The organism is Streptomyces cyaneochromogenes (assembly GCF_003963535.1).
GTDB lineage: Bacteria > Actinomycetota > Actinomycetes > Streptomycetales > Streptomycetaceae > Streptomyces > Streptomyces shaanxiensis.
Genome location: NZ_CP034539.1, coordinates 1070543 through 1093423 on the forward strand (window position 1 = coordinate 1070543; position 22881 = coordinate 1093423).

The following is a 22881-nucleotide window of genomic DNA, read 5'->3' on the forward strand; positions in this document are numbered from 1 at the left end:
GAATCCTGCGGCGGCGGCGTTGTTGAACCCCATATGAGCTCCGTGATCGCGACGACCCGCTTCTCCGTCCTCGACCGCTCCCGGACCCGGGAGGGCCGTACCGACGCCGAGGCACTGCGCGACACCGTGACGCTGGCACAGGAGCTGGAGGAGCTGGGCTACCACCGCCTCTGGGTCTCGGAGCACCACGGCGTACCCGGCGTCGCCGGTTCCGCCCCGACCGTGCTGGCCGCCGCCGTGGCGTCCGCGACCCGCACGATCCGGGTCGGCACCGGCGGCGTGATGCTGCCCAACCACCAACCGCTGGTCGTGGCCGAGCAGTTCGGGGTGCTGGAGTCCCTCTTCCCCGGCCGTGTCGACATGGGGATCGGGCGCTCCGTCGGCTTCACGGACGGGGTGCGCAAGGCGCTCGGCCGGGACAAGGGGGACGCTGAGGACTTCGCGGCGCAGATCCAGGAGCTGCTCGGCTGGTTCCGGGGCACGTCGGCCACGGGGGTGCACGCGCGGCCCGCCGAGGGCCTGACGGTGCCGCCGTTTGTGCTGGCCATGGGCGAGGGCGCGGACATCGCGGCCCGCGCGGGACTGCCGATGGTCATCGGGGACCTCAGGAGCCGGGAGAAGATGCAGCGCGGGATCGACCACTATCGCGCGCACTTCCGGCCCTCGCCCTGGGCGAATGAGCCGTACGTCATGATCTCCGGCACGATCGCGGTGGCCGCGACGCCCGAGGAGGCCCGGCGGCTGCTCCTGCCCGAAGCCTGGTCGATGGCCTACTCGCGCACGCACGGCACCTTCCCGCCGCTGCCACCCGCCGAGCGCGTGGAGTCGCTCACGATGACCGCCAAGGAGCGCGGGTTCTACGAGAGCGGGCTCACCGGCCACATCGCCGGCACCGACGAGCAGGTCGCTCACGAGCTGGAGACGGTGCTCAAGGAGACGGGGGCGCAGGAGGTGCTGGTCACGACCAGTACGTACGACCGTGCGGCACTGGTGGACTCGTACCGGAGGCTCGCCCGGATCATCACGAGGTGACCCGGGCGAGCTGCCGCACGGGGAGTCAGTCCGTGTCGCGCGGGTCGAACGACTTGGTGTCGATCGTCAGCGGCTTGGGGAACGCGCCGGCCACCGACTCCCATCCCGTGAACTTGAAGTCGGTGCCCTCACGGTCGCCGTCCGCGGGCGTGGCCTCGCCGTCGTGGGTGACGAGCAGGCCCTTGGGGAAGGACCGGCCCAGCGGGACGTTGATCACGGTGGACCCGTCCGAGTGCTGCACCCCGTCGGTGGCGGCGCTGTCGGTGACGGTGAAGGAGCCGAGGTAGGTGTTGCGGCCCTGGCGCTCGTACACGGCGAAGGTGTTGTCGCCCTGGCTGGAGGCGAGCAGGTATCCCTTGCCGTCGGCGGCGTGGTAGATCGCGGCGCCCTCGGCGTCGGCGCTCAGGTGCTCACCGCCGAAGCCGGGGTCGCCCGCGGTGTCGAGGACGCACTCCTCTTCCTCGGCGTCATACGTCCACGGAGTGCCGTACTCCCGCACCCGGTCGATCAGTTCGGGCCGCTCGAACTCCTCGTCGTCGAGGTCGACCCGCCACAGCCCGACGTCCTCCTGGGCCGCGTACAGGACGTGCCGCTCCTGGTCGACGACCATGCCCTCGACCTGTGCGTGGTCGCCGGGGTCGGCGCACGGCGTCCAGCTGGTGCCGTTCGGCAGGGTGAAGGAGGCGGGCAGGTCGAGGGTGTCCTCGGTCTTGTAGCCGACGCGGCCGTCCCTGTCCTCCAGCTGGAGCAGCCGTACGCGGGTCTCCGAGCGGCGCGACACCACCACGTAGGCGTTGTCGTCGTCGCTGAAGGCGGCCAGGCCGTAGGCGGTGCGCTGGTCGTCGACCTCGGCCTCGCTCGCGGCGAAGACCGGCGCGGCGTCGGCGGCCGTCACGTCCTTCAGCGGGGGTCTGCCCGCCGCCACGGCGGCCGGGTCGATCGCGTAGGCCCGCACCCGGTCCCGGCCGCGGTCACTGACGAGGGCCAAGTCGGTCTTCTTGCCGCCCAGTTCGAAGCCGTAGACGACGTCGACGTTGTTGAAGCGGCCGGGCGCGGCGTCCGCGCCGGGCGCCGCGGGCGCGGCGATGTGCTGGAGCCGCCGCCCGTCGAGGCCGTACACGTCGAGGCCGGCCTCCTTGAGGGTGCCGATCACGAGGCTGCGTCCGGGGTTGTGGGGGTCGACCCAGACGGCCGGGTCGTCGGCGTCGGCGTTGCCGCCCGCCTCGTCGTCGTACACGGCGGGGGTCTCCACGCGGGCGGAGACGGCGACCGGCTGCGGCGCGGCGGTGCCCGAGACCATCAGCAGCGCGGCGGTGAGAGTGCTCAGAGCTGAAACGCTCACGATACTCCTCGGTAGGAAGAGAGACTGGCGAGACGTTATGGGCGGCCGGTGTGAGTGAGCCGAAGGCCTCGTGAACATCAGGTGGCTCGAACGGGCGAGCGTCTGGTTCGCATAGAATCGCGGGGTTTGCCCACGCCCCCGACTCGCACATCCCGGAGCTCGTACCCATGCACTCCCCGCACGACCCGTACGTCCGCGTCCGCGGCGCCAGTGAGCACAACCTTCGGGGCGTGGACGTGGACATTCCGCGCGACGTGCTCGCCGTGTTCACGGGGGTGTCCGGGTCCGGGAAGTCGTCGCTCGCCTTCGGCACGATCTACGCCGAGGCGCAGCGCCGCTACTTCGAGTCGGTCGCGCCGTACGCGCGCAGGCTGATCCACCAGGTCGGCGCGCCGAAGGTCGGCGAGATCAGCGGGCTTCCGCCCGCCGTGTCGCTTCAGCAGCGGCGCTCGGCGCCGACGTCCCGCTCGTCCGTGGGCACGGTGACGAACCTGTCCAACTCCCTGCGGATGCTGTTCTCCCGCGCGGGCGAGTACCCGCCCGGCGCCGAGCGGCTCGACTCGGACGCCTTCTCGCCGAACACGGCGGCCGGGGCGTGCCCGCAGTGCCACGGGCTCGGTCAAGTGCACCGTACGAGCGAGGAGTTGCTGGTCCCGGACCCCGCGCTGTCGATCCGGGAGGGTGCGATCGCCGCCTGGCCGGGCGCCTGGCAGGGCAAGAACCTGCGCGACATCCTCGACGCGCTCGGGTACGACGTCGACCGGCCCTGGCGTGACCTGCCCGCCGAGGAGCGGGAGTGGATCCTGTTCACCGACGAGCAGCCGGTCGTCACCGTCCACCCGGTGCGCGACGCCGACCGCATCCAACGGCCGTACCAGGGCACGTACATGAGCGCCCATCGGTACGTCATGAAGACCTACTCCGACTCCAAGAGCCCGACGCTGCGGGCGAAGGCGGAGCGGTTCCTCACCTCCGCGCACTGCCCGGCGTGCGGCGGCAGCAGGCTGCGCCCCGAGTCGCTGGCGGTGACCTTCGCCGGCCGGACGATCGCCGAGCTGGCCGCGCTGCCGCTCACGGAGCTGGCGGGCATGCTGGACGGCGAGGCCTCGTCGGAGACGGCCCGTGTCCTCACCGAGGACCTCCGGTCCCGCATCGCGCCCGTCGTCGAGCTCGGCCTCGGCTACCTCAGCCTCGACCGGGCCACCCCCACGCTCTCGGCGGGCGAACTGCAGCGCCTGCGGCTTGCGACCCAGCTCCGGTCCGGTCTGTTCGGTGTCGTGTACGTCCTCGACGAGCCGTCCGCGGGACTGCACCCGGCGGACACCGAGGCGCTGCTGACGGTCCTGGCGCGGCTGAAGGCGGCCGGGAACACGGTCTACGTGGTCGAACACCATCTCGACGTCCTGCGCGGCGCCGACTGGCTGGTGGACGTGGGGCCGCGTGCCGGCGAGCACGGCGGGCGGGTGCTGCACAGCGGGCCGGTGGCGGAGCTGGCCGCCGTCACGGACTCGGCGACGGCCCGTTTCCTGTTCGACCACACGCCTGCCGCCGTACGCCAAGTGCGCGCCGCGCACGACCGGTTGAAGGTCGGCCCGGTCACCCGCCACAACCTGCGCGGGGTCACGGCCGAGTTCCCGCTCGGCGTGTTCACCGCCGTCACGGGGGTCTCGGGGTCGGGCAAGTCCACCCTCATCGGGGAGATCACCGAGGAGCTGACGGGTGTGGGCCGCCTGGTCTCGGTCGACCAGAAGCCCATCGGCCGCACCCCGCGCTCCAATCTCGCCACCTACACGGGTCTCTTCGACGTCGTACGCAAGGTGTTCGCGGCCACCGACGAGGCGCGGGCGTGCGGGTACGGCGTCGGGCGGTTCTCCTTCAACGTCGCGGGCGGGCGGTGCGAGACCTGCCAGGGCGAGGGGTTCGTCAGCGTCGAGCTGCTGTTCCTGCCGAGCACGTACGCGCCGTGCCCGGACTGCGGCGGGGCGCGCTACGACCCGCAGACGCTGCGCGTGGCCTACCGGGGGCGGAACATCGCGCAGGTGCTGGACCTCACGGTGGAGGCGGCGGCGGAGTTCTTCGCGGACACCCCGGCCGTGGCCCGCAGTCTCGGCACGCTGCTCGACGTGGGCCTCGGCTATCTGCGGCTCGGCCAGCCAGCCACCGAGCTGTCCGGCGGCGAGGCCCAGCGGATCAAGCTGGCGAGCGAGTTGCAGCGCGGCCGGCGCGGCCACACGCTCTACCTCCTCGACGAGCCGACGACCGGACTCCACCCGGCCGATGTCGAGGTGCTGATGCGCCAGTTGCACGGGCTCGTCGACGCCGGGCACACGGTCATCGTCGTCGAGCACGACATGTCCGTCGTCGCGGGCGCGGACTGGGTGATCGACCTGGGGCCGGGCGGCGGTGACGCAGGCGGGCGGATCGTGGCGGCGGGTCCTCCGGCGGAGGTGGCTCGGGCGGAGGGGAGCGCCACGGCGCGGTATCTGGCCCGCGCCCTGCCGTAACCACCTTTGCAGGCAAGGCACTTGAGGGTCGTAGACTGAGCCCGTGCGTTGATCCTCCGCGCGGCGGCGTGTGCCGTCGCGGACCGTGTGGGCGCCCCGGATCCTCCGTGGCCGCCCCGGCAGGCATACCCGTCGCCGACCCACCGGAGATCACGCATGACCGCGCAGCAGTCCCTCACCTACGACGCTTTCGTCGAGCTCGCCACGGCCGACCCCGCCGTCGTCGGCCTCGTCCTCAAGGGCTCGCGGGCCCACGACGGCATGGCCACCGAGCACTCCGACCACGACCTGTACGTCGTCCTCGCGGACGGTGCGACGACGGATCTTCGCCGCTACGCCGGTCACCGCACGTCGCGGCTCGATCTGGTGATCGTCTCCCTCGCCGAGTTCCGGTCCGCCGCAATGCCAGGGTACGAGCGCTATGCCCTCGCCCGGGCGCGGATCGTCCTGGACCGGCCGGGCGGAGGTAACGCGGAGATCGAGGGGACGGCGGAGTCCGGGGGGATCGCGGAGATCCTCGCCGCCAAGGCGCGGCTGGGCGCCGAGGAGGCGTTCCGGGTCGCGGGCGGATGGCTGGACGCGTACGCCAACTCCGTCTACCGCTCGGTCAAGAACGACCGTGACGGCGAGCCGCTCGCCGCCCGGCTCGACGCCACCGACAGCGTGGGCCACCTCCTGGAGCTGCTCTTCGCCCTGGACCGGCGCCCTCGCCCGTACAACAAGTACCTACGCTGGGAGCTTGCCCGCCACCCGCTCCCCGGCTGGGACGGCGACGCCCTGCTGGGAGCCGTGGACCGCATCTGCGCGAGCGGCGACGTGGCGGTCCAGCGGGGGCTGTTCGCCCGCGTGGAGGCCGCGGCCCGCCGGCAGGGTCACGGGGCGGTGCTGGACGCCTGGGGCGAGGATCTGCGGCTGCTGCGCCCCCGGTAGGACGGACACCTCGGCCGCCCGGGCCAGGGAGCGGCGGTCGGGGCGGCTGCCCGGGGCGATCGGCTCGCGCACCTCGGCCTCGGCGACCAGTTCGCGTGACCTCGTCACCCGCCACACCGAGGTGAGCAGCGAGTCGTCGCCGACGAAGGCGGCCGCCGTGCCGGGGGCGCCTGCGGCCGTGCGGTAGTGCAGACGTACCGGCTGCACGGGCACGTCCGCGTCGAGTGCGGCCTGGAACGCGGCCCGGCGGAAGCGGCCCTGGGCGCGGCCGCACCAGGTGCTGCCCTCGGGGAAGACGGCGACCGCCTCGCCGGCCCGCAGCGCCCCGGCGATCCGGGACACGGTGTCGGGCAGTGCGCGGATGCGGTCCCGGTCGATGAACAGGGCCCCGCTGCGGGCGGTCAGCCGGCCCGCCACCGGCCAGTCCCGGATCTCCGACTTGGCGAGCATCCGGGCCGGGCGCACCGCGGCGAGCAGCGGAATGTCCAGCCAGGAGACGTGGTTGGCGACGAGCAGCAGCCCACCGTCGGCCGGGGCGGCGCCCTCGATCCGCACCCGCACGCCCGAGGCCCGCACGACCCAGCGGCTCCAGCGTCGTATCAGTCCCGCGGGTATCAGCCCGCCGAGCAGCGTGGCGAGGACACCGGCGACCAGCAGGAGCAGGACCGCCACGAGCCGCAGGGCGGCCAGGGGGACGGCCCTGGCCGGTCCCGTCACGTCCACGCACGTCCGCGGGGTGCAGGGTGCGCTGGGCCGCCAGAGGGACGCCACCTCGACGGCGTGGGCCCGCGCGGCCGGTGCGCCGGCCGGACCGGCGGTGGGAGCGGTCGCCGTGGGGACACCCACAGCGCCGAGGGAGGGGATGCTCATGGCCGCCCCGTCCGTCACGCCGGGACGAGGGAGAGGAAGTGCCGCAGGTAGCGCGCGTTGACCCGGCGCATCGAGAGCAGCACGTACATGTCGGCGACCCCGAACTCCGGGTCGTGCGCGGGCTCGCCGCAGACCCAGGCGCCCAGGCGGATGTAGCCGCGCAGAAGGGCGGGCAGTTCGATGCGCGCGGCGGGGGCGGGGGCGGTCGGCTGCCAGGGGCGCAGCGGCCGTACCCGGTACTCCTCCGGGGCCAGGTGCTTGGCCTGTACGCGGTCCCAGGTCGCGGCCGCGAGGGTGCCGCCGTCGGCGAGCGGGATGGAGCAGCAGCCGGCCAGCCACTCGTGGCCGTGGTCGACCATGTAGCGGGCGATGCCGGCCCAGATGAGGCTGATGACCGCGCCGTCGCGGTGGTCGGGGTGGACGCAGGAGCGGCCGACCTCGACCAGGTTCGGGCGCAGCGAGTCGATGCGGGTGAGGTCGAACTCGCCCTCCGAGTACAGTCGGCCCGCGACCGCGGCCCGCTCCGGCGGGAGCAGCCGGTAGGTGCCGACGACCTGGCCGGAGACCTCCTCGCGGACGAGCAGGTGGTCGCAGTACGCGTCGAAGGCGTCGATGTCGTGACCCGGCTGCGGGGTGGTCAGCAGGGCCCCCATCTCGCCGGCGAAGACGTCGTGCCGCAGTCGCTGCGCGGCACGCACGTCCTCCTCGTTGCGGGCGAGGCCGACGGTGTACCGGGTGGGTGCCGTGGGCTGCGGGGGACGGTCGACGGTCAGTACGCCGGTCATGGCTTACTCCTGGTCACGGGCCGGGGACGGCGAGCGGCGGAAAGGTGCGAGCGGTGCGTGGTGCCGCCCCTGTTCTTCCTATGCCGGTTGGCGTACGCGTGACCTGTGTCAGGAGAGCGGATGTGCGGATGTTGAACGGCGTGAACCGGTACCGGTCGTCCACATTCCGGTGCCCCGCCGGTCAGCCGGGAGCTCCGGTGCTGTTCACCTGCCGCGTGCGGAAAAGGCGAGACGGGGCCGGGGAGCACCACTCCCGACCCCGTCCGTCCGCGCTGGTCGGCGAACGTCTGTTGTGCGGCTCGGACTACCGCTTCACCTTCCGAGTGGCCCGCAGCCACTCCTTGTTCATGCTGGTGATGGACATGAGCGGAATGCCCTTGGGGCATGCGGTGGCGCACTCACCCGTGAGCGTGCAGCCTCCGAAGCCCTCCTCGTCCATCTGCGCCACCATGTCCAGCACCCGCGTCTCCCGCTCGGGCGCCCCCTGCGGCAGCACGTTCAGGTGGTTGATCTTGGCGGAAGTGAACAGCATCGCCGCCCCGTTGGGACAGGCCGCCACGCACGCGCCGCAGCCGATGCACTCGGCGTGCTCGAAGGCGAGGTCGGCGTCCGGCTTCGGCACCGGCGTGGCGTGCGCCTCGGGTGCCGCGCCGGTCGGCGCGGTGATGTACCCACCGGCCTGGATGATCCGGTCGAAGGCCGCCCGGTCCACGACCAGGTCCTTGATCACCGGGAACGCCGAAGCCCGCCACGGCTCGATGTCGATCGTGTCGCCGTCCTCGAAGGACCGCATGTGCAGCTGACAGGTGGTCGTCCGCTCGGGCCCGTGGGCGTCGCCGTTGATCACGAGCGAGCAGGCGCCGCAGATGCCCTCACGGCAGTCGTGGTCGAAGGCGACCGGGTCCTCGCCCTTGAGGATGAGCTCCTCGTTGAGGGTGTCGAGCATCTCCAGGAAGGACATGTCGGAGGAGATCCCGTCCACCTCGTACGTGGACATGGCGCCTTCGGCGTCGGCGTTCTTCTGCCGCCAGACGCGCAGGGTGAGCTTCATGCGTAGCTCCGCTGGGTGGGGTGGACGTACTCGAAGACCAGGTCTTCCTTGTGCAGGACCGGAGCCTCGCCGGTGGCGGTGAACTCCCAGGCGGCCGCGTACGCGAACTCGTCGTCCTTGCGGGCCGCCTCACCGTCCGGCGTCTGCGACTCCTCGCGGAAGTGGCCGCCGCAGGACTCGTCGCGGTGCAGCGCGTCGAGGCACATGAGCTCGGCGAGCTCCAGGTAGTCGACGACGCGGTTGGCCTTCTCCAGGGACTGGTTGAACTCCTCGCCGGTGCCCGGGACCTTGATGCGGCGCCAGAACTCCTCGCGGATCTGCGGGATGCGCTCCAGCGCCTTGCGCAGCCCGGCGTCGGTGCGGGCCATTCCGCAGAACTCCCACATCAGCTCGCCGACCTCGCGGTGGAAGGAGTCCGGCGTACGGTCGCCGTCCACGGCCAGCAGGAGGCCCAGCCGGTCCTGGGTCTCGGCCAGCACCTCCTGCACGACGGGGTGCTCGTCGGTGACCTGCTCGTGGTGCGGGTTGCGGGCGAGGTAGTCGTTGATGGTGGCCGGCAGCACGAAGTAGCCGTCGGCCAGGCCCTGCATCAGGGCCGAGGCACCGAGCCGGTTCGCGCCGTGGTCGGAGAAGTTGGCCTCGCCGATCGCGAACAGACCGGGGATGGTGGTCTGCAGGTCGTAGTCGACCCACAGTCCGCCCATCGTGTAGTGCACGGCCGGGTAGATCCGCATCGGCACCTCGTACGGATCCTCGTCGGTGATCCGCTGGTACATGTCGAAGAGGTTGCCGTACTTGGCCTCGACGGCCTTACGGCCCATGCGCCTGATGGCGTCGGCGAAGTCGAGGTAGACGCCCTGCCCGCCGGGGCCCACTCCCCTGCCCTCGTCGCAGACGTTCTTCGCGGCGCGGGAGGCGATGTCGCGGGGCACCAGGTTGCCGAAGGACGGGTAGATGCGCTCCAGGTAGTAGTCGCGCTCGTCCTCGGGGATCTTGTTCGCCGGACGGTCGTCGCCCTTGGCCTTCGGCACCCAGATCCGGCCGTCGTTGCGCAGCGACTCGCTCATCAGCGTCAGCTTGGACTGGTGGTCGCCGGTGCGCGGGATGCAGGTGGGGTGGATCTGCGTGAAGCAGGGGTTGGCGAAGTAGGCGCCGCGCCGGTGGGCCCGCCAGACGGCGGTGGCGTTGGAGTTCATGGCGTTCGTCGACAGGTAGAAGACGTTGCCGTAGCCGCCGCTGGCGAGGACGACGGCGTCCGCGAAGTACGTGTCGATCCGGCCGGTGATCAGGTCGCGGGCCACGATGCCGCGCGCCCGTCCGTCGACGACGATCAGGTCGAGCATCTCGGTGCGCGGATGCATCTCGACGTTGCCCGCGGCGATCTGCCTGCTGAGCGCCTGATACGCGCCGAGCAGCAGTTGCTGTCCCGTCTGGCCGCGGGCGTAGAAGGTCCGCGACACCTGGACGCCACCGAAGGAACGGGTGTCGAGCAGGCCGCCGTACTCCCGGGCGAACGGCACGCCCTGGGCCACGCACTGGTCGATGATCTCGACGGAGATCTGCGCGAGCCGGTGCACGTTGGACTCCCGGGCCCGGAAGTCGCCGCCCTTGACCGTGTCGTAGAACAGCCGGTGGATGGAGTCGCCGTCGTTGCGGTAGTTCTTCGCCGCGTTGATGCCGCCCTGCGCGGCGATCGAGTGGGCGCGGCGCGGGGAGTCCTGGTAGCAGAACTGGACGACGTGGTAGCCCTGTTCGGCGAGGGTGGCGCCCGCGGAGCCGCCGGCCAGCCCCGTGCCCACCACGATCACCGTGTGCTTGCGCCGGTTGGCGGGGTTGACCAGCTTGGCCTCGAAGCGGCGCTTGTCCCAGCGCTCGGCCACGGGGCCGGAGGGGGCCTTGGGGTCGACGACCGGTTCGCCGGTCGTGTAGTCGGTGTAGGTCATCTTCAGCTCACCACTCCGGTCATGACGCCCACGGGTACGACGACGAAGCCGGCCGTGAGCAGCAGCGCGAGGACGTTGGCGCAGGTCTTCAGGGCGCGGTCGCGGGTGCGGCTGCCGGCGCCGAGGGTCTGGGCGGCGCTCCAGAAGCCGTGCCGGATGTGCAGGCCGAGCGCGAGCATCGCGACGATGTAGATGACGTTGCCGTACCAGGTGGAGAAGGTGTCCACGACGTTCTGGTACGGCCGGCCCTCCTGGAAGCCGCCGGAGTGCACGGTGCCGGTCGTCAGGTCGAGGATGTGCCAGACGATGAACAGGCCGAGGATGATCCCGCCCCAGCGCATGGTGCGCGTGGCGTAGGAGGCCCGCGGCTTCTTGTGCACGTACTTGCTGGGGCGTGCCTTGATGTCGCGGCGGCTGAGCTGGTACGCCGAGGTGGCGTGGGCGACGACGGCGACGACCAGGACGACGCGGACGAGCCAGAGCGTCCACTCGTAGTGCATGAACGGCTCGCCGACGGTGCGCAGCCAGTGCGCGTAGTGGTTGAACTCGCCCGCCCCGAAGAAGATCTTCAGGTTTCCGATCATGTGGACGACCAGGTACAGCAGCATGATCAGCCCGCTGACCGCCATCACGGTCTTCTTGCCGACGGTGGAGTCCCACACCGTGCGTGCCATGGACGGCCGTCGATCCGTCCGCGTTGCCAGAGCCATGGGACATGACGCTAGGGCCGAACGGCCCCATCGGTCCAAGACATGGTCCGGCTCGTTTCGATAGCCGGAACCTATGATGGCTGGATGCAGTTCCAGCAGCTCCAGTACTTCGTGGCGGTCGCCGAGACCCGGCACTTCACCCGGGCCGCCGACCTGGTGCATGTCGCGCAGCCCTCCCTGTCGCAGCAGATCAAGGCTCTGGAGCGGGAGTTGGGCGCGGACCTGTTCCTGCGGGCGCGCGGCAACATCACGCTCACGGACGCCGGCGAGGCCCTGCTCCCGCTGGCCCGGCGCATCCTGGCCGACGCGGACACCGCGCGGCACGAGGTCCAGGAGCTGGTGCAGCTGCGCCGGGGCCGGGTCCGCCTCGGCGCGACGCCGAGCCTGTGCACGGGCCTGCTCCCGGATGTGCTGCGCGCCTTCCACGACCGCTATCCCGGCATCCAGCTGCTGATCGAGGAGGGCGGCTCGCACGACCTGGTGCGCGAGCTGGCGCGCGGCGCCCTCGATCTGGCCCTGGTCGTCCTGCCGCTGCCGACCCCCTCCCCCGCCCTGACCACGGTGGAGCTGCTGCGCGAGGACTTGGTGGTGGTCTCCTCCCCGGAGGCGCCCCGCCCGGGCAACGGCCGGCGCACCGTGCGCATCGCCGACCTGGAGGGCGAACGCCTGGTGATGTTCCGGCACGGCTACGACCTGCGCGAACTGACCGTCGCCGCGTGCCGCGCCGAGGGCTTCGAGCCGGACTTCGCGGTGGAGGGCGGGGAGATGGACGCGGTGCTGGGGTTCGTGCGGGCGGGGCTGGGCGTGGCCGTCGTACCGCGCATGGTGGCGGCGCGGTCGGGCCGGGGGCTGCGGGTGACCCCGCTGGCCCGGCCCGGGCTGCACCGGACGATCGCGCTGGCCCACCGCAGCGACGTGGCTCCGCCGCGGGCCGCCCGGGAGTTGCAGCGGATGCTGTTGGAGCGCTGAGCCTCAGGCTCGGGGTGTGAGGAGATCCGGCATGCCGATGCGCTCGTAGAAGTCGGCGCGGACGCTGTCGGCGACGTCGCTCACCCGCTCCGAGCCGTCGTCGGCGGGGTCGATGGTGGTGCGGAAGGGGCGCTCGCCCTTCGGCGTGCCGACGATACGGACGATGGCGTCGGCGACCTCGCGGACGTCGGCGTCGGCCGGCGCCAGGGCGGCCAGGGCCTTGCCGACGTCGTCCATCAACCCCGCGTACAGCATGTCGTACGCCTCCGCGGTGGCCGTGTCCGCGGGGTGCATCGCGTGGGCGAAGTGGTTGGTGCCCGAGGTGTAGGAACCGGGGACCACGAGGGCCGTGTCGATCCCGAAACGGCTCAGCTCGACCGCGTAGCTCTTGGCCAGGTGGTCCATGGCGGCCTTGGCGCCGAAGTAGGGGCCGAGGTAGGGCGGGGTGCCGCCGTAGGTGCTGGACGACCCCACCCACAGCAGCAGACCGTCGCGCCGCTCCCGCATCTGTGGCAGCACGGCCCGGTTGACGCGCTGTGTGGACAGCACGTTGGTGTCGTGGATCTCGGCGATCTGCTCGGGCGTGAACGCCTCGGTCGGACCGAGCACCATGTGCCCGGCGTTGTGCACGACGACGTCGATCCGCCCCGCCTCGGCCGTCACCGACGCGACCGCGGCGTCGACGGATTCCTGGCTGGAGACGTCGAGTTCGACGGTGCGCAGCGCGACACCGTGCTGGTGGGCGTACGCCTCGGCGTCGGCGACGGCCGGGGCGTTGCGGCCGGTGGTCTGCCGTATCCCGGCGTAGACGGTGTGTCCGGCGTCGGCGAGGGCGCGGGCGGTCAGGGCGCCGAAGCCGCTGGAGGCACCCGTGACGAGGGCGGTGTAGGGCATGGAGGTCTCCTTGCGCGAAGGCGGACGGTGGTCCGGCGGGTCAGGCGAAGGTGATGACGCTGCGGCCGTGCGCCGGTCCGTCGGCCATCGCGTCGAGGACGGCCGGCGCCTGGTCCAGGGTGATCGGCGTGACGTCGGGCAGGATGCCGTGGGCCGCGGAGAAGGCGAGGGTGTCGCGCAGGTCGTGGGGCGAGCCGGAGGGGGACGCGGCCACGTGCAGGCGGTTGAGGATCATGGGCTGGGTGGGCAGCGTGAGCGGCTCGGAGCCGTAGCCGAGGAGCAGGAGGGTGCCATCGGGGGCGAGGCCGCCCAGGGTGGCGGCGGCCGCGGCCGTGGACGGGGCGGCGTTGAGCACCAGGTCGGCGCCGCCGTCCCAGGACTTGAGCGCCTCGGCCGGGTCGGACTCGTCGGTGGCGACGAACAGTTCGGCGCCGAGCGACTTGGCCTGGTCCTCGCCGCGCCGGGAGCGGCCCACCACGGCGACGCGGGCGCCCATGGCGGCGGCGTAGCGCACGGCCAGCGCGCCCACTCCGCCCAGCCCGACGACGGCGACCCGGGATCCGGCCCGCGCGCCGCCCTGCCGCAGACCGTTGAACGCGGTGATGCCGGCGCACATCAGCGGAGCCGCGGCCACCGGGTCGAGGCCGTCCGGCAGCGGCGTGACGAAGTCGGCCTTGAGCAGGGCGTACTCGGCGTAGCCGCCGTCCGTCACGATGCCGGTGATCCGCTTGCGGGGGCACAGGATCTGGTCGCCGCGCACGCAGTAGTCGCAGTGGCCGCAGGAGTCGTACAGGAACTGGGCGCCCACGAGCGTGCCGACCTCGGGGAAGGTCACGCCCTCGCCGACGGCGGTCACGACTCCGGTGATCTCGTGGCCGGGGACGACGGGGTACCGGGCGAAGGGGTAGTGGCCGCGCAGCAGGTTCAGGTCGGAGAAGCAGACTCCGCAGGCGGTCACCTTGACCAGGACCTCGCCTGCAGCGGGCTGGGGGACGTCGAGGGTGTCGAGGGCGAGGGGGAGGTTCGCGCCGGTGGCGACGGCAGCACGCATCGCGGGCTCCAGGGGGTTGGGGAGGTACTCGGGAAGTTCCGGTACCTCCGAGTCTTGGGCGGCCTGCACGGCCCGTCCAATGCCTCTTCCCGCGCGATTCATGCCGAGTCGGCATGAACGCAGGTCTAGGTCCTCCCGCTCACCCGCACGGCCGCACCGACCGCCTCGACGAAGCCCGTGACGAGCGGCGAGCGGCGCGCGCCGTTCCAGGCGAGGGCCACCTGGCCCGGCGGTACGTCGGCGACCGGGACGTAGGCGATGTCGGACCGGGGGAACGCGGCCGCGACGGAGTTCGGTACGAACGCGATCCCGCGCCCGCCCCGGACGTAGCCCAGCAGTTCCTCCATGTCGTGGAAGGCGGGGCCGTGGCCGGGCCGGGTGCCGTCGGGGCGTGGGTCGGCGTTCCACACGGCCGACCAGGCCTCGGCCGCGTCGGCGTACTCCAGGACCGGATCGTCGGCCAGGGCGGCGAGGACGACCTTGGCGTCCCGTGCTCGCGGGTGATCGACGGGCAGGACGGCGGTGAGGTGCTCGGGGTACAGGGGGAGCAGATCCACCCCGTCGGCCTCCACAGGCGGCCGTACGAACCCGACGTCGACGCCGCCGTCCAGCAGCACCCGCGCCTGGCTCCACCAGCGCAGCCGGACCAGCTCGATGGACACATGGGGATGCTGCCCGGAGAACGCGTTCAGCGCGAGGCTGACGTCCGTGCCGAGCATGAACCCGACGACCAGCGCGTCGTCCCCGGCACTGATGCGCCGGGCCCGCTCCTGGGCGGCCTCCGAAGCGGCGAGCAGTGCCTTGGCGTCGCGCAGGAACTGTTCGCCGGCCGGCGTGAGCGCGACGTCACGCGTGCTGCGGGTGAACAGTTCGACCCGCAGGTCGTGCTCCAACTGCCGCACCTGTCTGGACAGCGCGGGCTGGGTGACGTGCAGGGCGAGGGCCGCCTGGCCGAAGTGCCTGCGCTCGGCCACGGCCACGAAGTAGCGCAGCTTGCGCAGATCCAGATCGATCGGCCCGTCAGGCATGGCTTCACGCTATACGACCGTGAGCAGGCCGTACCCGCGCGAGGGCCGGCCGTACGGGAGGGGGGAAGGAGCGCCCCCACCCCCTGTCCCGTACGGTCCCGGCGTTCAGCCCGTCGCGTCCACCAGCGCCAGCTCGTGCAGCCGCTCCGGCGGGCCCGGGCGGGCGTAGTACCAGCCCTGGGCCGTGTCGCAGCCCAGGATCCGCAGCTGCTCGGCCTGGGCACCGGTCTCCACGCCCTCCACGGTCACCGCGAGGCTCAGGCTGTGGGCCAGGGAGACGATTCCCTCGACGATCTTGAGGTCGACGGGATCGGCCGGGAACTGCTGCATGCTCTGGGTGAAGGAGCGGTCGAGCTTGAGGATGCTCACCGGCAGCCGGCGCAGGTTGGCCAGGTTGGAGTAGCCGGTGCCGAAGTCGTCCAGGGCGATGTCGACGCCCATCTCGGCGAGCCTGCGCAGGGGCTTGAGAAGGTCGTCGTCGGCGCCGATGAGGGCCGACTCGGTGACCTCCAGGCAGAGGGACTGCGGCTCGACACCCGCGCGCTCCAGGATGTCCACCGTGTCCTGGACCAGCCCGGGATGGGTGAGCTGGCAGGGTGAGAGGTTGACGTTGATGCGGAGCGGGCCCGCATCGTCGTGACGTTCTCGCCACTCGCGCGCCTGCCGCACCGACTGCTCCAGGACCCAGCGGCCGAGCGGCACGATGAGCCCGGTGTGCTCGGCGAGCGGGATGAACCGGTCCGGTCCGAGGACGCCGTGCTGCGGATGCAGCCAGCGCACCAGGGCCTCCGCGCCGCGCACACTGCCGTCGCCGAGGTGGACCAGGGGCTGGTACTCGATGAAGAACTCGCCCCGGTCCAGGGCCGTCGGCAGCGCGGTGGTCAGACCGTGCCGGGTGATGGCGCGGGCGTCGGCCTCCTCGTCGGCGAGCTCGAAACGGTTGCCGCCCGCCGACTTGGCCCGGTACATGGTGATGTCGGCGCTGCGCAGCACCTCCGCCGGGCTGCGCTCCCCGGCCGGGCCCTCGACGATGCCGATGCTGCCGCGCACGGTCAGTTCGCGGCCGTCGACGCTGATCGGGGCGATCAGCGCGTTCATGATGCGGGCGGCGAGTTCGTCGACCTCGTGCTCGGTGTCGGGGCCGGTGGTCAGCGCCACGAACTCGTCGCCGCCGAGGCGCGCGACCATCTCGCCGGGCGCGGTGGCACAGGCCTGCAGCCGGTCGGCGACCTCGACGAGCAGCCGGTCGCCGGCCGCGTGGCCCAGGCTGTCGTTGACGGTCTTGAAGCCGTCCAGGTCGAGGTAGCACAGGCCGAACCGCTGTCCTTCGCCGGCACCCAGTGCCTTCTCCAGGCGTTCGAAGAAGAACGTGCGGTTGGGCAGGCCCGTGAGGGCGTCGTGCGTGGCCTCGTAGCGCAGCCGCAGATTGAGCAGCCGGCGCTCGGTGGTGTCCTCCATCAGGGCCAGCTGGTACTGCGGGTTGCCGTCGGGGTCGCGCAGCAGGGAGACCGTGAGGTTGGTCCACAGGACCGTTCCGTCAGGTCGGTAGAACGCCTTCTCGACGTGGTAGTGCTCACGCTCGCCGCGTACGAGCTCGTCGTAGAGCTTCCAGGTCTGCGGAGCGTCCTCGGGGTGGGTCCACTCCATGACGTTGCGGCCCTGCATGGTCTGCTCGGAGACGCCGAACATCCGCAGCAGCGCACCGTTGACCTGGAGGACCTGGCCCGACAGGTCTGCGATGCCGATGCCTATGGCCGCGCCCTCGAACACCGCGCGGAAGCGGGCCTCGGTGGCGTGCAGCGCCTGCGCCACGACGCCCTGCGCCTTGAGGGCGGCCGCGGAGATCGCCTCCTGCTCGGCCAGCGTCCGCTCGCGCAGCGCCTGGGCGAAGCCGGCGGCCATGGCGTGCTGGAGCCGCGAGGAGCGTGCCCGCAGGTCCTCCTGGTCGCCGCCGGCGCCGCAGTAGAGCACCAGGTAGGCGTCGACGCAGTCCAGCGAGCGGCTGAGCGCCTCGGGGTCGGTGCAGTGCGCGGTGACGAGCGCGGCGCCGACCGCCCTGCCCTCGTCCGCGTCGAACGTCCTGGCCCTGAGCGCCTCGCTCAACCGCCGGGCCAGCGGCAGCAGCTGCTCCTCGAACTCCGGCCGGGTCGACGACGTCGAGGTCACCGGGAAGACCGCCCGGCTCCAGATCGTCGCGAACCGGCGCAGTCTGTCCTCCGGCCCGTCCGGCCCCGCGCTCACGCCGTACGTCCCACGCCGGCGAAACCGGAGAAGGCATACGGATCCTCGTCCTCCGGTGCGGTGTCCGGCCGCCAGTGCGGCATCGGCACCAGTCCGGGTTCCACCATGTCGTACCCCTCGAAGAACCGCGCGATCCCGTCGCGCGAACGCATGATCAGCGGGTTGCGAATGTCCTTGTACACGTCGACCGTGCCCTTGGCCCGCTCCTCGGGCAGCGGGATTCCCTCGTACGAGGCATGGGTGAGCACCAGCATGCTGCCGGGCGCGAGCGCGTCGCGCAGCTCGGCCACCGCCTCGTACGGGTCGTCCTCGTCCTCCACGAAGTGCAGTATGGCAACGAGCAGCAGCGCCACTGGCCGGTTCAGGTCGATGAGGTCCTCGACCTGCGAACTGGCCAGGATCTCCTTCGGCTTGAGCAGGTCCGCGGCGACGATGTCCGCGCCGTCGTTGCCCTCCAGGACGGCCTGGCTGTGCGCGACGGCGACCGGGTCGTGGTCGACGTACACCACACGCGCGTCGGGGCTGGCGGCCTGGGCCACCTCGTGGACGTTGCCGAACGTCGGGATGCCGGAGCCTATGTCCAGGAACTGCGTGATGCCCTCGTCGACCGCGAAGCGCACGGCACGGCGCATGAACGCCCGGTTGGCCTGCATGATCTTGGGAAGCCCCGGCATGAACTCCATGGCCTTGCGGGCCGCTTCCCGGTCGACCTCGAAGTTGTGCGAACCGCCCAGGTAGTAGTCGTAGATCCGCGAGACACTGGGCACCGAGATGTCGATGCCCCGTGGGGCCCAGGCGGGACGCTCCATCTATCTCTCCAAGGCTTAGGCGATCCGGTGTTCGAGCTGAGGCTACTGATCGCCCGCCAAAGGAGCGAGCGGAAACGGAAATTGACCATCCGTTCCCGGTCACTGCCAGCGGCACGTGCCGAATTGATGCCCCACGCGGCCTCTGTCAAAAGCATCCGAAGCATTCCACAGAGTTCCGAACCATGGTGAAAGACGCCGAAGAATACCGGTGAATGACGGCAAACCGGTCCGCCCCCTGCGCGTGGAGCTCAGGGGGCGGACCGGTGGGTCGGGCGCGCCGTCCGTTCGTCCGGCACTCTCGCTTCTTCGTCCCTCCCTTCCGTGGTGCGTACTCGGCTGGGTGAGGCGATCAACCCTGGGGAGGTGTGATCTCTACTGCTCCGACGCGCCGACCGGCTTGCCGTCGGGGCGAATGGCGAACCAAGTGCCGCCCACGCCCTGACCGTTGGTGTCTCCGGGCTTCTTGTCGCCCGCGAAGGTGTAGATCGGTACGCAGTCGATGGTCTGCTGCTTGATGCCGTCGGGCCGGTCGAAGACGACGTAGCCCTGGCCCCTGGGACCGGACCCCTTCAGATCGATGCCCTCGGTGTCCGAGGCGTCGACCGGGGCGATGACCGGCCACTTCTCCAGGCACTCGCCGGTGCACGCCGTCTTCATCGGCCAGGGCGAGTCCTTCATGAAGCGGTAGACCGTGTGGCCGTTCTTGTCGATGACGATCTCGCCCAGCTTGGGGTCCTTGCGCGTGGACAGACCGGGCAGGTCGGCGGCCTCGGCGCCGCCTCCTTGCCCTCCTTGCGCCTTCTTGCCGGTGGGGGCGAGCGCGTACCAAGTGCCGCCCACGCCCTGCCCGTTGACATCGCCCGCCTGGGTGTCCTTGGCGAAGCGGTAGGCCGGCCAGCCGTCGACCGTCAGCTGCTTGGTGCCGTCGGGGCGGGTGACCGAGCCGAGCACCGCGTCGTCGATACCGGCGCCGGCCGTGGCGTCGTCGGCGGGGACCGGCGGCCACTTCTTCGCGCAGTCGCCGTCACAGTTCGACTTGGGCGGCTCGGCGACGTCCTTGTCGAAGCGGTAGAGCGTCAGGCCGGCGCTGTCGGTCAGCACCTCGCCGAGCTCCTCGTTGGTGGAGACGGACAGCTCACCGGCGGAGGCGGTCGGCGTGGCGGCGCCTTCCTGGCCGGCCGCACCGGCGTCGTACCCGGATCCGTTCCCAAGGCCGGTACCGGCGCTTCCGTAATCACCTGCCGCGGCCGTGGCACCCACGTTCTGGCTGCTCGCCGGCGGGGCGGTTTCCGAGCCGCATGCCGTCGTCAGCGCCAGCACTGCCACGGCGCTCACCACGAGCGAGGCGCTCCGCCACGAGGTCTTCATCGTCAACTCCCCATACTCACAAGGGTGTTGCAGCGCCCTGCTGCGCCGCCGCACGACATTGGGTACGCATGGGGGCTACGTTCGTGTTCAACCGACGCACAAATTTCTTTCCGAAAGCTGTGACACCTCCCGCATCACAGCTGTGAGACCGGCCGCTCCACCAGGGGCCCCACCCCCCTCCCGTCGCACGCGTGTGCGCCTCGACGGTCACTCACGCGCCCTCCGGGCAAACCTTTCGAGGGCCATACGTCGCCCGTTCGAGGCAATCCGGTCCCGCTCCGGCGCGTGGGAACGTGCACGGGACTCAAGATCTTCGTCGTGCATGGACTCGAACCGATCCAATCCACGCTCACCACAAGGGCGTTGACGCTGGTCACGCTGACCTGGCTCCTGGTGGCGGCACCGGCCGGTGTGGCCGTGGCCGACGTCTGCGCCTACGCCGACACCGGCCCCGACGGCGCGCACGCGGTGGCCGTCGTCGGAACCCTCACCTGGCCGACGCCCACGCAGTGCCCGGCGCCGTCGCCGACGCCCACCCCGACACCTACACCCACCCCGACACCGACACCGACGCCCACCCCGGACCCCACCCCCACGCCACCGCCGAAGACCACACCCACTCCGAAGCCCGAGCCCCCACCGCCACCGCCCCCGGCGGCACCGGCTCCCCGGCCCGCCCCACCTCGCCCGAGGCCGGTCCCCACGCCGACGCCGACGCCCACCCCGACGCCGAAACCGGCACCGAAGCCGTCGGCGAAGCCCACCCCGAGCCCGTCCGCCACCCCCGTGCACTACCCGCCCTACCGCGCCACCGCGCACCGGCGGGCGGCCCACGACGCCCCGTCGCCCCTCACCTTCGTCCTGCTCATCGCGGCGCCCGCGATCGCCGCCGTCGCCGCGCTGCGTCCGCGCTGAACCTGGAGGCTTCTCTTGCCGGAATGGCTTGTTCTCACCCTCGCGATGCTGGCCGCCTGCGCCGTGGTGGTCATCGTGACCCTCCTACGGCACCGCACGGCCCCCGAGGACGAGGATCCCTCCGAGACCCCGGACGTCATCGAGTACATGACGATGTGGATCGGTGTGGTGTACGCCATTGTCCTGGGCCTTGCCATCGCCGGCGTGTGGGAGGGCCGCAGCGCCGCCCAGGACCACGTCCAGGCGGAGGCCGTGGCGCTGCACGAGGTCTCGGAACGGGTCCGGGTCTATCCCGCCGACATCCGTGACCGTATTCGTGCCGACGTCAACACCTATGTCGGACACGTCGTCACCACCGAGTGGAAGACGATGGCCGACGACGCCCGGGTCACCGACCGCGGCGCCGAGCTCTTCCAGCGCATCCGTGAGGACGTCACCGACTACAAGCCGAGGACGGACTTCGAGGCGCAGGCCTACCAGCCGCTTCTGGACCAGGTGACCGCCGCCGACCAGGCGCGCAACGCCCGCGCCAACTCGACCGGGGAGACCATGCCGGGCGTGGTGTGGTTCGGGCTCATCGCCGGGGGGCTGATCACCATCGGGATGATCTTCGCCCTGCAGATCCGGCGCACGCCCCGCGAGCTGATCCTCGCCGGGCTGTTCTCCGCGCTGATCGCCTTCCTGCTCTTCCTCATCTGGGACTTCGACGCGCCGTACAGCCGTGGTGTCACGGCATCGGCGGAACCGTTCCTGGAACTCTTCCCACAGGCCAAGGGCTGACGCGCCCTCACCTGCCGGGGGCCCGTTGACGGGCCCCACCCGACGGCCGCCGGGGGACGTGGCGAGGCGACGATGGCACCGCACATGGTGCCGCCACGCCGCTCCCGTCCCCCGTTCGCGGCGGCTTCGTCCCCTGAGCGGCCCACACGCCTGCCCCATTCGCACGACAGCGATCGCGTCCGTGTGCGCGCCTTCCTAGCGTTCCGATCATCGAGGTGCACGTCCGACGCCAGCGGGCAAGGGTCCGCAGCTGCTCCTCGGGGACCCGGAGGGAACATCATGCGCGCGATACGCGTCGCTTCGGCCGCACTGCTGGGCGTCGGCGCCCTCCTCCTGACCGCACCCGCCGCCCAGGCCCGTGGCGACACCGAGGGACTCCGGGCCGCCGTGCTGCCCTCCACCGTCGCCCCCGGTGAACGGGTCACGCTGCACGCGATCGGCTGCGAGCAGAGTGTCAGCGTGTCGTCGGGGATCTTCGACACGATCATCATTCCCCGGGGGCGGACGTCGGCCGGGATCGTGGTGGACCGGGACGCCGAACCGGGGGCCCGGTACGAGGTGTCGTTCCACTGCGGCACCTTCTGGCAGGACCTGGACCTCACCATCGCCGACGGCCGGGAGGTCGCCGCCCCGCACTGGCACAAGGGCGTGGAGGCGGGTGAGGGCGGCAGCCTGGCCGACCTGAACCTGAAGGAGATCTGCATGGGCGCCGCGCTGATCGCGGCCTCGCTCGGAACGGCCCACCACCTCTCGCGGCGCCGCGGCGACGAGGACGGCAACTGACACCGGCGAGAGGGGCACCTGACACCGGCGCCCGCGCACAAAGGACTTCGCCCCGGCCCCCTCGTGGGGGATCCGGGGCGAAGCCCTGAGGAACGTGCGAGCTGTCTGCGACGGGCAACGGTCAGATCCGCTTCTCCGCCCGCCGCCGCATCCAGAACACCCCGCCACCGATGACGGCCATGGCAATGAGCCCACCTCCGATGGCCATGTCGGTCGGCGTCGCGCCCGTGGCGGTGCTGCCGCCGAGACCGCCGCGGACGCCGCCGATGACGGTGAACGCGTTCGGGTGGGTCAGGGGCCTGCCCGCGTTGGTGCAGGTGACGGTGATGCTGTGCGCGCCCGGCCTCGCGCGGTTGTCGATCGTCGCGGTGCCCTTGGCCGTGCTGCCGCCCACGGGGGTCAGCGACGTGGGCCGGAACGCGTCCGAGGTCGCGGTGCCGCCCTGCGGGCAGCCGTCGACGGTGATGGTCAACTGCCCGCCGCGCGCGATGACGCTGGGCAGGGCGACGATGTTGCTCGGTCCGATGGGCATCCCGTCCCGGGCCGCGGCCACCGGAGCGGCGAGGCCGAGAGCGGCGACCGCGGTGGCGGCGGCCGCCAGGGCACTGGTAGTACGCATGTGATCCTCCGCGGAAGACACCCCGGGAACCGTCCCCGGTCGAATCGGCGAGAAAGCGCCTCCCAGAAAGACCCTCAGATGCCGTGCCCGAGGCCGCATTTCGGCGATGGTCCGTCCTGGTGAGAGGACACGCCTACGGACAAGCCCACAATCGGAATTGCCGCAGGTCACGGACCGTCAGAATTTTCCGGTCGGCGGCAACTCGGATGGCGCACCGAATGCGGCGGGCCACCCGTTCGTATCCACCCCCGTCGCCG

19 protein-coding genes and 1 pseudogene are annotated in these 22881 nt (G+C 71.7%); 7 read left to right on the forward strand and 13 right to left on the reverse strand.

The features are described from left to right. The first annotated feature begins 33 nt into the window (after positions 1-33). Positions 34-1032 carry an LLM class flavin-dependent oxidoreductase gene (locus tag EJ357_RS04570; RefSeq protein WP_126388851.1) on the forward strand — a complete coding sequence of 333 codons (999 nt, stop codon included), beginning with the start codon at positions 34-36 and terminating at the stop codon, positions 1030-1032. A gap of 25 nt (positions 1033-1057) precedes the next feature. Here EJ357_RS04570 and EJ357_RS04575 read toward each other — a convergent pair whose 3' ends face one another. Next, the gene (locus EJ357_RS04575) at positions 1058-2374 is read right to left on the reverse strand and encodes a phytase (protein ID WP_126388853.1); all 1317 of its coding nucleotides are present in this window, start codon (positions 2372-2374) and stop codon (positions 1058-1060) included. Positions 2375-2541: 167 nt separating this feature from the next. Here EJ357_RS04575 and EJ357_RS04580 point away from each other — a divergent pair, with 167 nt between their 5' ends. Beyond that, on the forward strand, positions 2542-4878 hold the full coding sequence (locus EJ357_RS04580) for an ATP-binding cassette domain-containing protein (RefSeq protein WP_126388855.1): 2337 nt from the start codon (positions 2542-2544) through the stop codon (positions 4876-4878). A 156-nt stretch (positions 4879-5034) separates the two neighbouring features. After that, the gene (locus EJ357_RS50475; RefSeq protein WP_323377829.1) at positions 5035-5808 is read left to right on the forward strand and encodes a hypothetical protein; all 774 of its coding nucleotides are present in this window, start codon (positions 5035-5037) and stop codon (positions 5806-5808) included. Between the two features lie 252 nt (positions 5809-6060). Here the strand turns inward: EJ357_RS50475 and EJ357_RS50480 are convergent. The 5 genes and pseudogenes from EJ357_RS50480 to EJ357_RS04605 all read right to left on the reverse strand — a co-directional run. Continuing rightward, positions 6061-6678: pseudogene (locus tag EJ357_RS50480) on the reverse strand (lysophospholipid acyltransferase family protein); the annotation flags it as partial. Positions 6679-6692: 14 nt separating this feature from the next. After that, the gene (locus tag EJ357_RS04590) at positions 6693-7463 is read right to left on the reverse strand and encodes a GNAT family N-acetyltransferase (RefSeq protein WP_126388859.1); all 771 of its coding nucleotides are present in this window, start codon (positions 7461-7463) and stop codon (positions 6693-6695) included. Positions 7464-7767: 304 nt separating this feature from the next. Beyond that, positions 7768-8514, reverse strand: coding sequence for a succinate dehydrogenase/fumarate reductase iron-sulfur subunit (locus EJ357_RS04595; RefSeq protein ID WP_126388861.1), 747 nt, complete (start codon positions 8512-8514; stop codon positions 7768-7770). Next, complete coding sequence (locus EJ357_RS04600) at positions 8511-10457, reverse strand: fumarate reductase/succinate dehydrogenase flavoprotein subunit (RefSeq protein ID WP_126388863.1); 1947 nt, start codon at positions 10455-10457, stop codon at positions 8511-8513. Before EJ357_RS04600 ends, EJ357_RS04595 begins: the two co-directional genes overlap by 4 nt. A gap of 2 nt (positions 10458-10459) precedes the next feature. Continuing rightward, a complete protein-coding gene (locus EJ357_RS04605) occupies positions 10460-11131 on the reverse strand; it encodes a succinate dehydrogenase (protein WP_126388865.1) in 672 nt (223 codons plus the stop codon). 120 nt (positions 11132-11251) lie between these two features. Between EJ357_RS04605 and EJ357_RS04610 the strand changes: the two genes are divergently transcribed. Next, positions 11252-12136, forward strand: a complete 885-nt coding sequence (locus tag EJ357_RS04610) for a LysR family transcriptional regulator (RefSeq protein WP_126388867.1) — start codon at positions 11252-11254, stop codon at positions 12134-12136. Positions 12137-12139: 3 nt separating this feature from the next. Here EJ357_RS04610 and EJ357_RS04615 read toward each other — a convergent pair whose 3' ends face one another. The 6 genes from EJ357_RS04615 to EJ357_RS04640 form a co-directional block, all read right to left on the reverse strand. After that, complete coding sequence (locus EJ357_RS04615) at positions 12140-13030, reverse strand: SDR family oxidoreductase (RefSeq protein ID WP_126388869.1); 891 nt, start codon at positions 13028-13030, stop codon at positions 12140-12142. 40 nt (positions 13031-13070) lie between these two features. Further along, positions 13071-14150 (reverse strand): alcohol dehydrogenase catalytic domain-containing protein, encoded by a 1080-nt coding sequence (locus tag EJ357_RS04620; protein ID WP_228472965.1) that lies wholly within the window; start codon positions 14148-14150, stop codon positions 13071-13073. Positions 14151-14206: 56 nt separating this feature from the next. Next, complete coding sequence (locus tag EJ357_RS04625; RefSeq protein ID WP_228472966.1) at positions 14207-15109, reverse strand: LysR family transcriptional regulator; 903 nt, start codon at positions 15107-15109, stop codon at positions 14207-14209. Positions 15110-15214: 105 nt separating this feature from the next. Continuing rightward, complete coding sequence (locus EJ357_RS04630; protein WP_126388871.1) at positions 15215-17350, reverse strand: putative bifunctional diguanylate cyclase/phosphodiesterase; 2136 nt, start codon at positions 17348-17350, stop codon at positions 15215-15217. After that, a complete protein-coding gene (locus EJ357_RS04635; protein WP_126388873.1) occupies positions 17347-18159 on the reverse strand; it encodes an SAM-dependent methyltransferase in 813 nt (270 codons plus the stop codon). Before EJ357_RS04635 ends, EJ357_RS04630 begins: the two co-directional genes overlap by 4 nt. A 372-nt stretch (positions 18160-18531) precedes the next feature. Next, positions 18532-19527: an SCO0930 family lipoprotein gene (locus EJ357_RS04640; RefSeq protein ID WP_126388875.1), complete on the reverse strand. Its 996-nt coding sequence runs from the start codon at positions 19525-19527 to the stop codon at positions 18532-18534. A gap of 318 nt (positions 19528-19845) precedes the next feature. On the opposite strand from EJ357_RS04640, the gene EJ357_RS48140 reads away from it, so the two are divergent. The 3 genes from EJ357_RS48140 to EJ357_RS04655 all read left to right on the forward strand — a co-directional run bounded on the left by EJ357_RS48140 (position 19846) and on the right by EJ357_RS04655 (position 22005). Then, complete coding sequence (locus EJ357_RS48140; RefSeq protein ID WP_175647213.1) at positions 19846-20442, forward strand: hypothetical protein; 597 nt, start codon at positions 19846-19848, stop codon at positions 20440-20442. A 15-nt stretch (positions 20443-20457) separates the two neighbouring features. Then, positions 20458-21222, forward strand: a complete 765-nt coding sequence (locus EJ357_RS04650) for a bestrophin-like domain (protein WP_126388877.1) — start codon at positions 20458-20460, stop codon at positions 21220-21222. A gap of 279 nt (positions 21223-21501) precedes the next feature. Continuing rightward, entirely contained in the window at positions 21502-22005 is a 504-nt protein-coding gene (locus EJ357_RS04655) for a hypothetical protein (protein ID WP_126388879.1), read from the forward strand. Between the two features lie 121 nt (positions 22006-22126). Here EJ357_RS04655 and EJ357_RS04660 read toward each other — a convergent pair whose 3' ends face one another. Next, on the reverse strand, positions 22127-22624 hold the full coding sequence (locus EJ357_RS04660) for a hypothetical protein (RefSeq protein ID WP_126388880.1): 498 nt from the start codon (positions 22622-22624) through the stop codon (positions 22127-22129). Positions 22625-22881 lie beyond the last annotated feature (257 nt).

What these genes read in the sequence shown, in the direction of transcription:
- EJ357_RS04660 (WP_126388880.1), bottom strand. Translation starts at nt 22,624, where the DNA reads ATGCGTACTACCAGTGCCCTGGCGGCCGCCGCCACCGCGGTCGCCGCT.
- EJ357_RS04615 (WP_126388869.1), bottom strand. Translation starts at nt 13,030, where the DNA reads ATGCCCTACACCGCCCTCGTCACGGGTGCCTCCAGCGGCTTCGGCGCC.
- EJ357_RS04570 (WP_126388851.1), top strand. Translation starts at nt 34, where the DNA reads ATGAGCTCCGTGATCGCGACGACCCGCTTCTCCGTCCTCGACCGCTCC.
- EJ357_RS04595 (WP_126388861.1), bottom strand. Translation starts at nt 8,514, where the DNA reads ATGAAGCTCACCCTGCGCGTCTGGCGGCAGAAGAACGCCGACGCCGAA.
- EJ357_RS50475 (WP_323377829.1), top strand. Translation starts at nt 5,035, where the DNA reads ATGACCGCGCAGCAGTCCCTCACCTACGACGCTTTCGTCGAGCTCGCC.
- EJ357_RS04580 (WP_126388855.1), top strand. Translation starts at nt 2,542, where the DNA reads ATGCACTCCCCGCACGACCCGTACGTCCGCGTCCGCGGCGCCAGTGAG.
- EJ357_RS04625 (WP_228472966.1), bottom strand. Translation starts at nt 15,109, where the DNA reads ATGCCTGACGGGCCGATCGATCTGGATCTGCGCAAGCTGCGCTACTTC.
- EJ357_RS04590 (WP_126388859.1), bottom strand. Translation starts at nt 7,463, where the DNA reads ATGACCGGCGTACTGACCGTCGACCGTCCCCCGCAGCCCACGGCACCC.
- EJ357_RS04600 (WP_126388863.1), bottom strand. Translation starts at nt 10,457, where the DNA reads ATGACCTACACCGACTACACGACCGGCGAACCGGTCGTCGACCCCAAG.
- EJ357_RS04640 (WP_126388875.1), bottom strand. Translation starts at nt 19,527, where the DNA reads ATGAAGACCTCGTGGCGGAGCGCCTCGCTCGTGGTGAGCGCCGTGGCA.
- EJ357_RS04635 (WP_126388873.1), bottom strand. Translation starts at nt 18,159, where the DNA reads ATGGAGCGTCCCGCCTGGGCCCCACGGGGCATCGACATCTCGGTGCCC.
- EJ357_RS04655 (WP_126388879.1), top strand. Translation starts at nt 21,502, where the DNA reads ATGCGCGCGATACGCGTCGCTTCGGCCGCACTGCTGGGCGTCGGCGCC.
- EJ357_RS04610 (WP_126388867.1), top strand. Translation starts at nt 11,252, where the DNA reads ATGCAGTTCCAGCAGCTCCAGTACTTCGTGGCGGTCGCCGAGACCCGG.
- EJ357_RS04605 (WP_126388865.1), bottom strand. Translation starts at nt 11,131, where the DNA reads ATGGCACGCACGGTGTGGGACTCCACCGTCGGCAAGAAGACCGTGATG.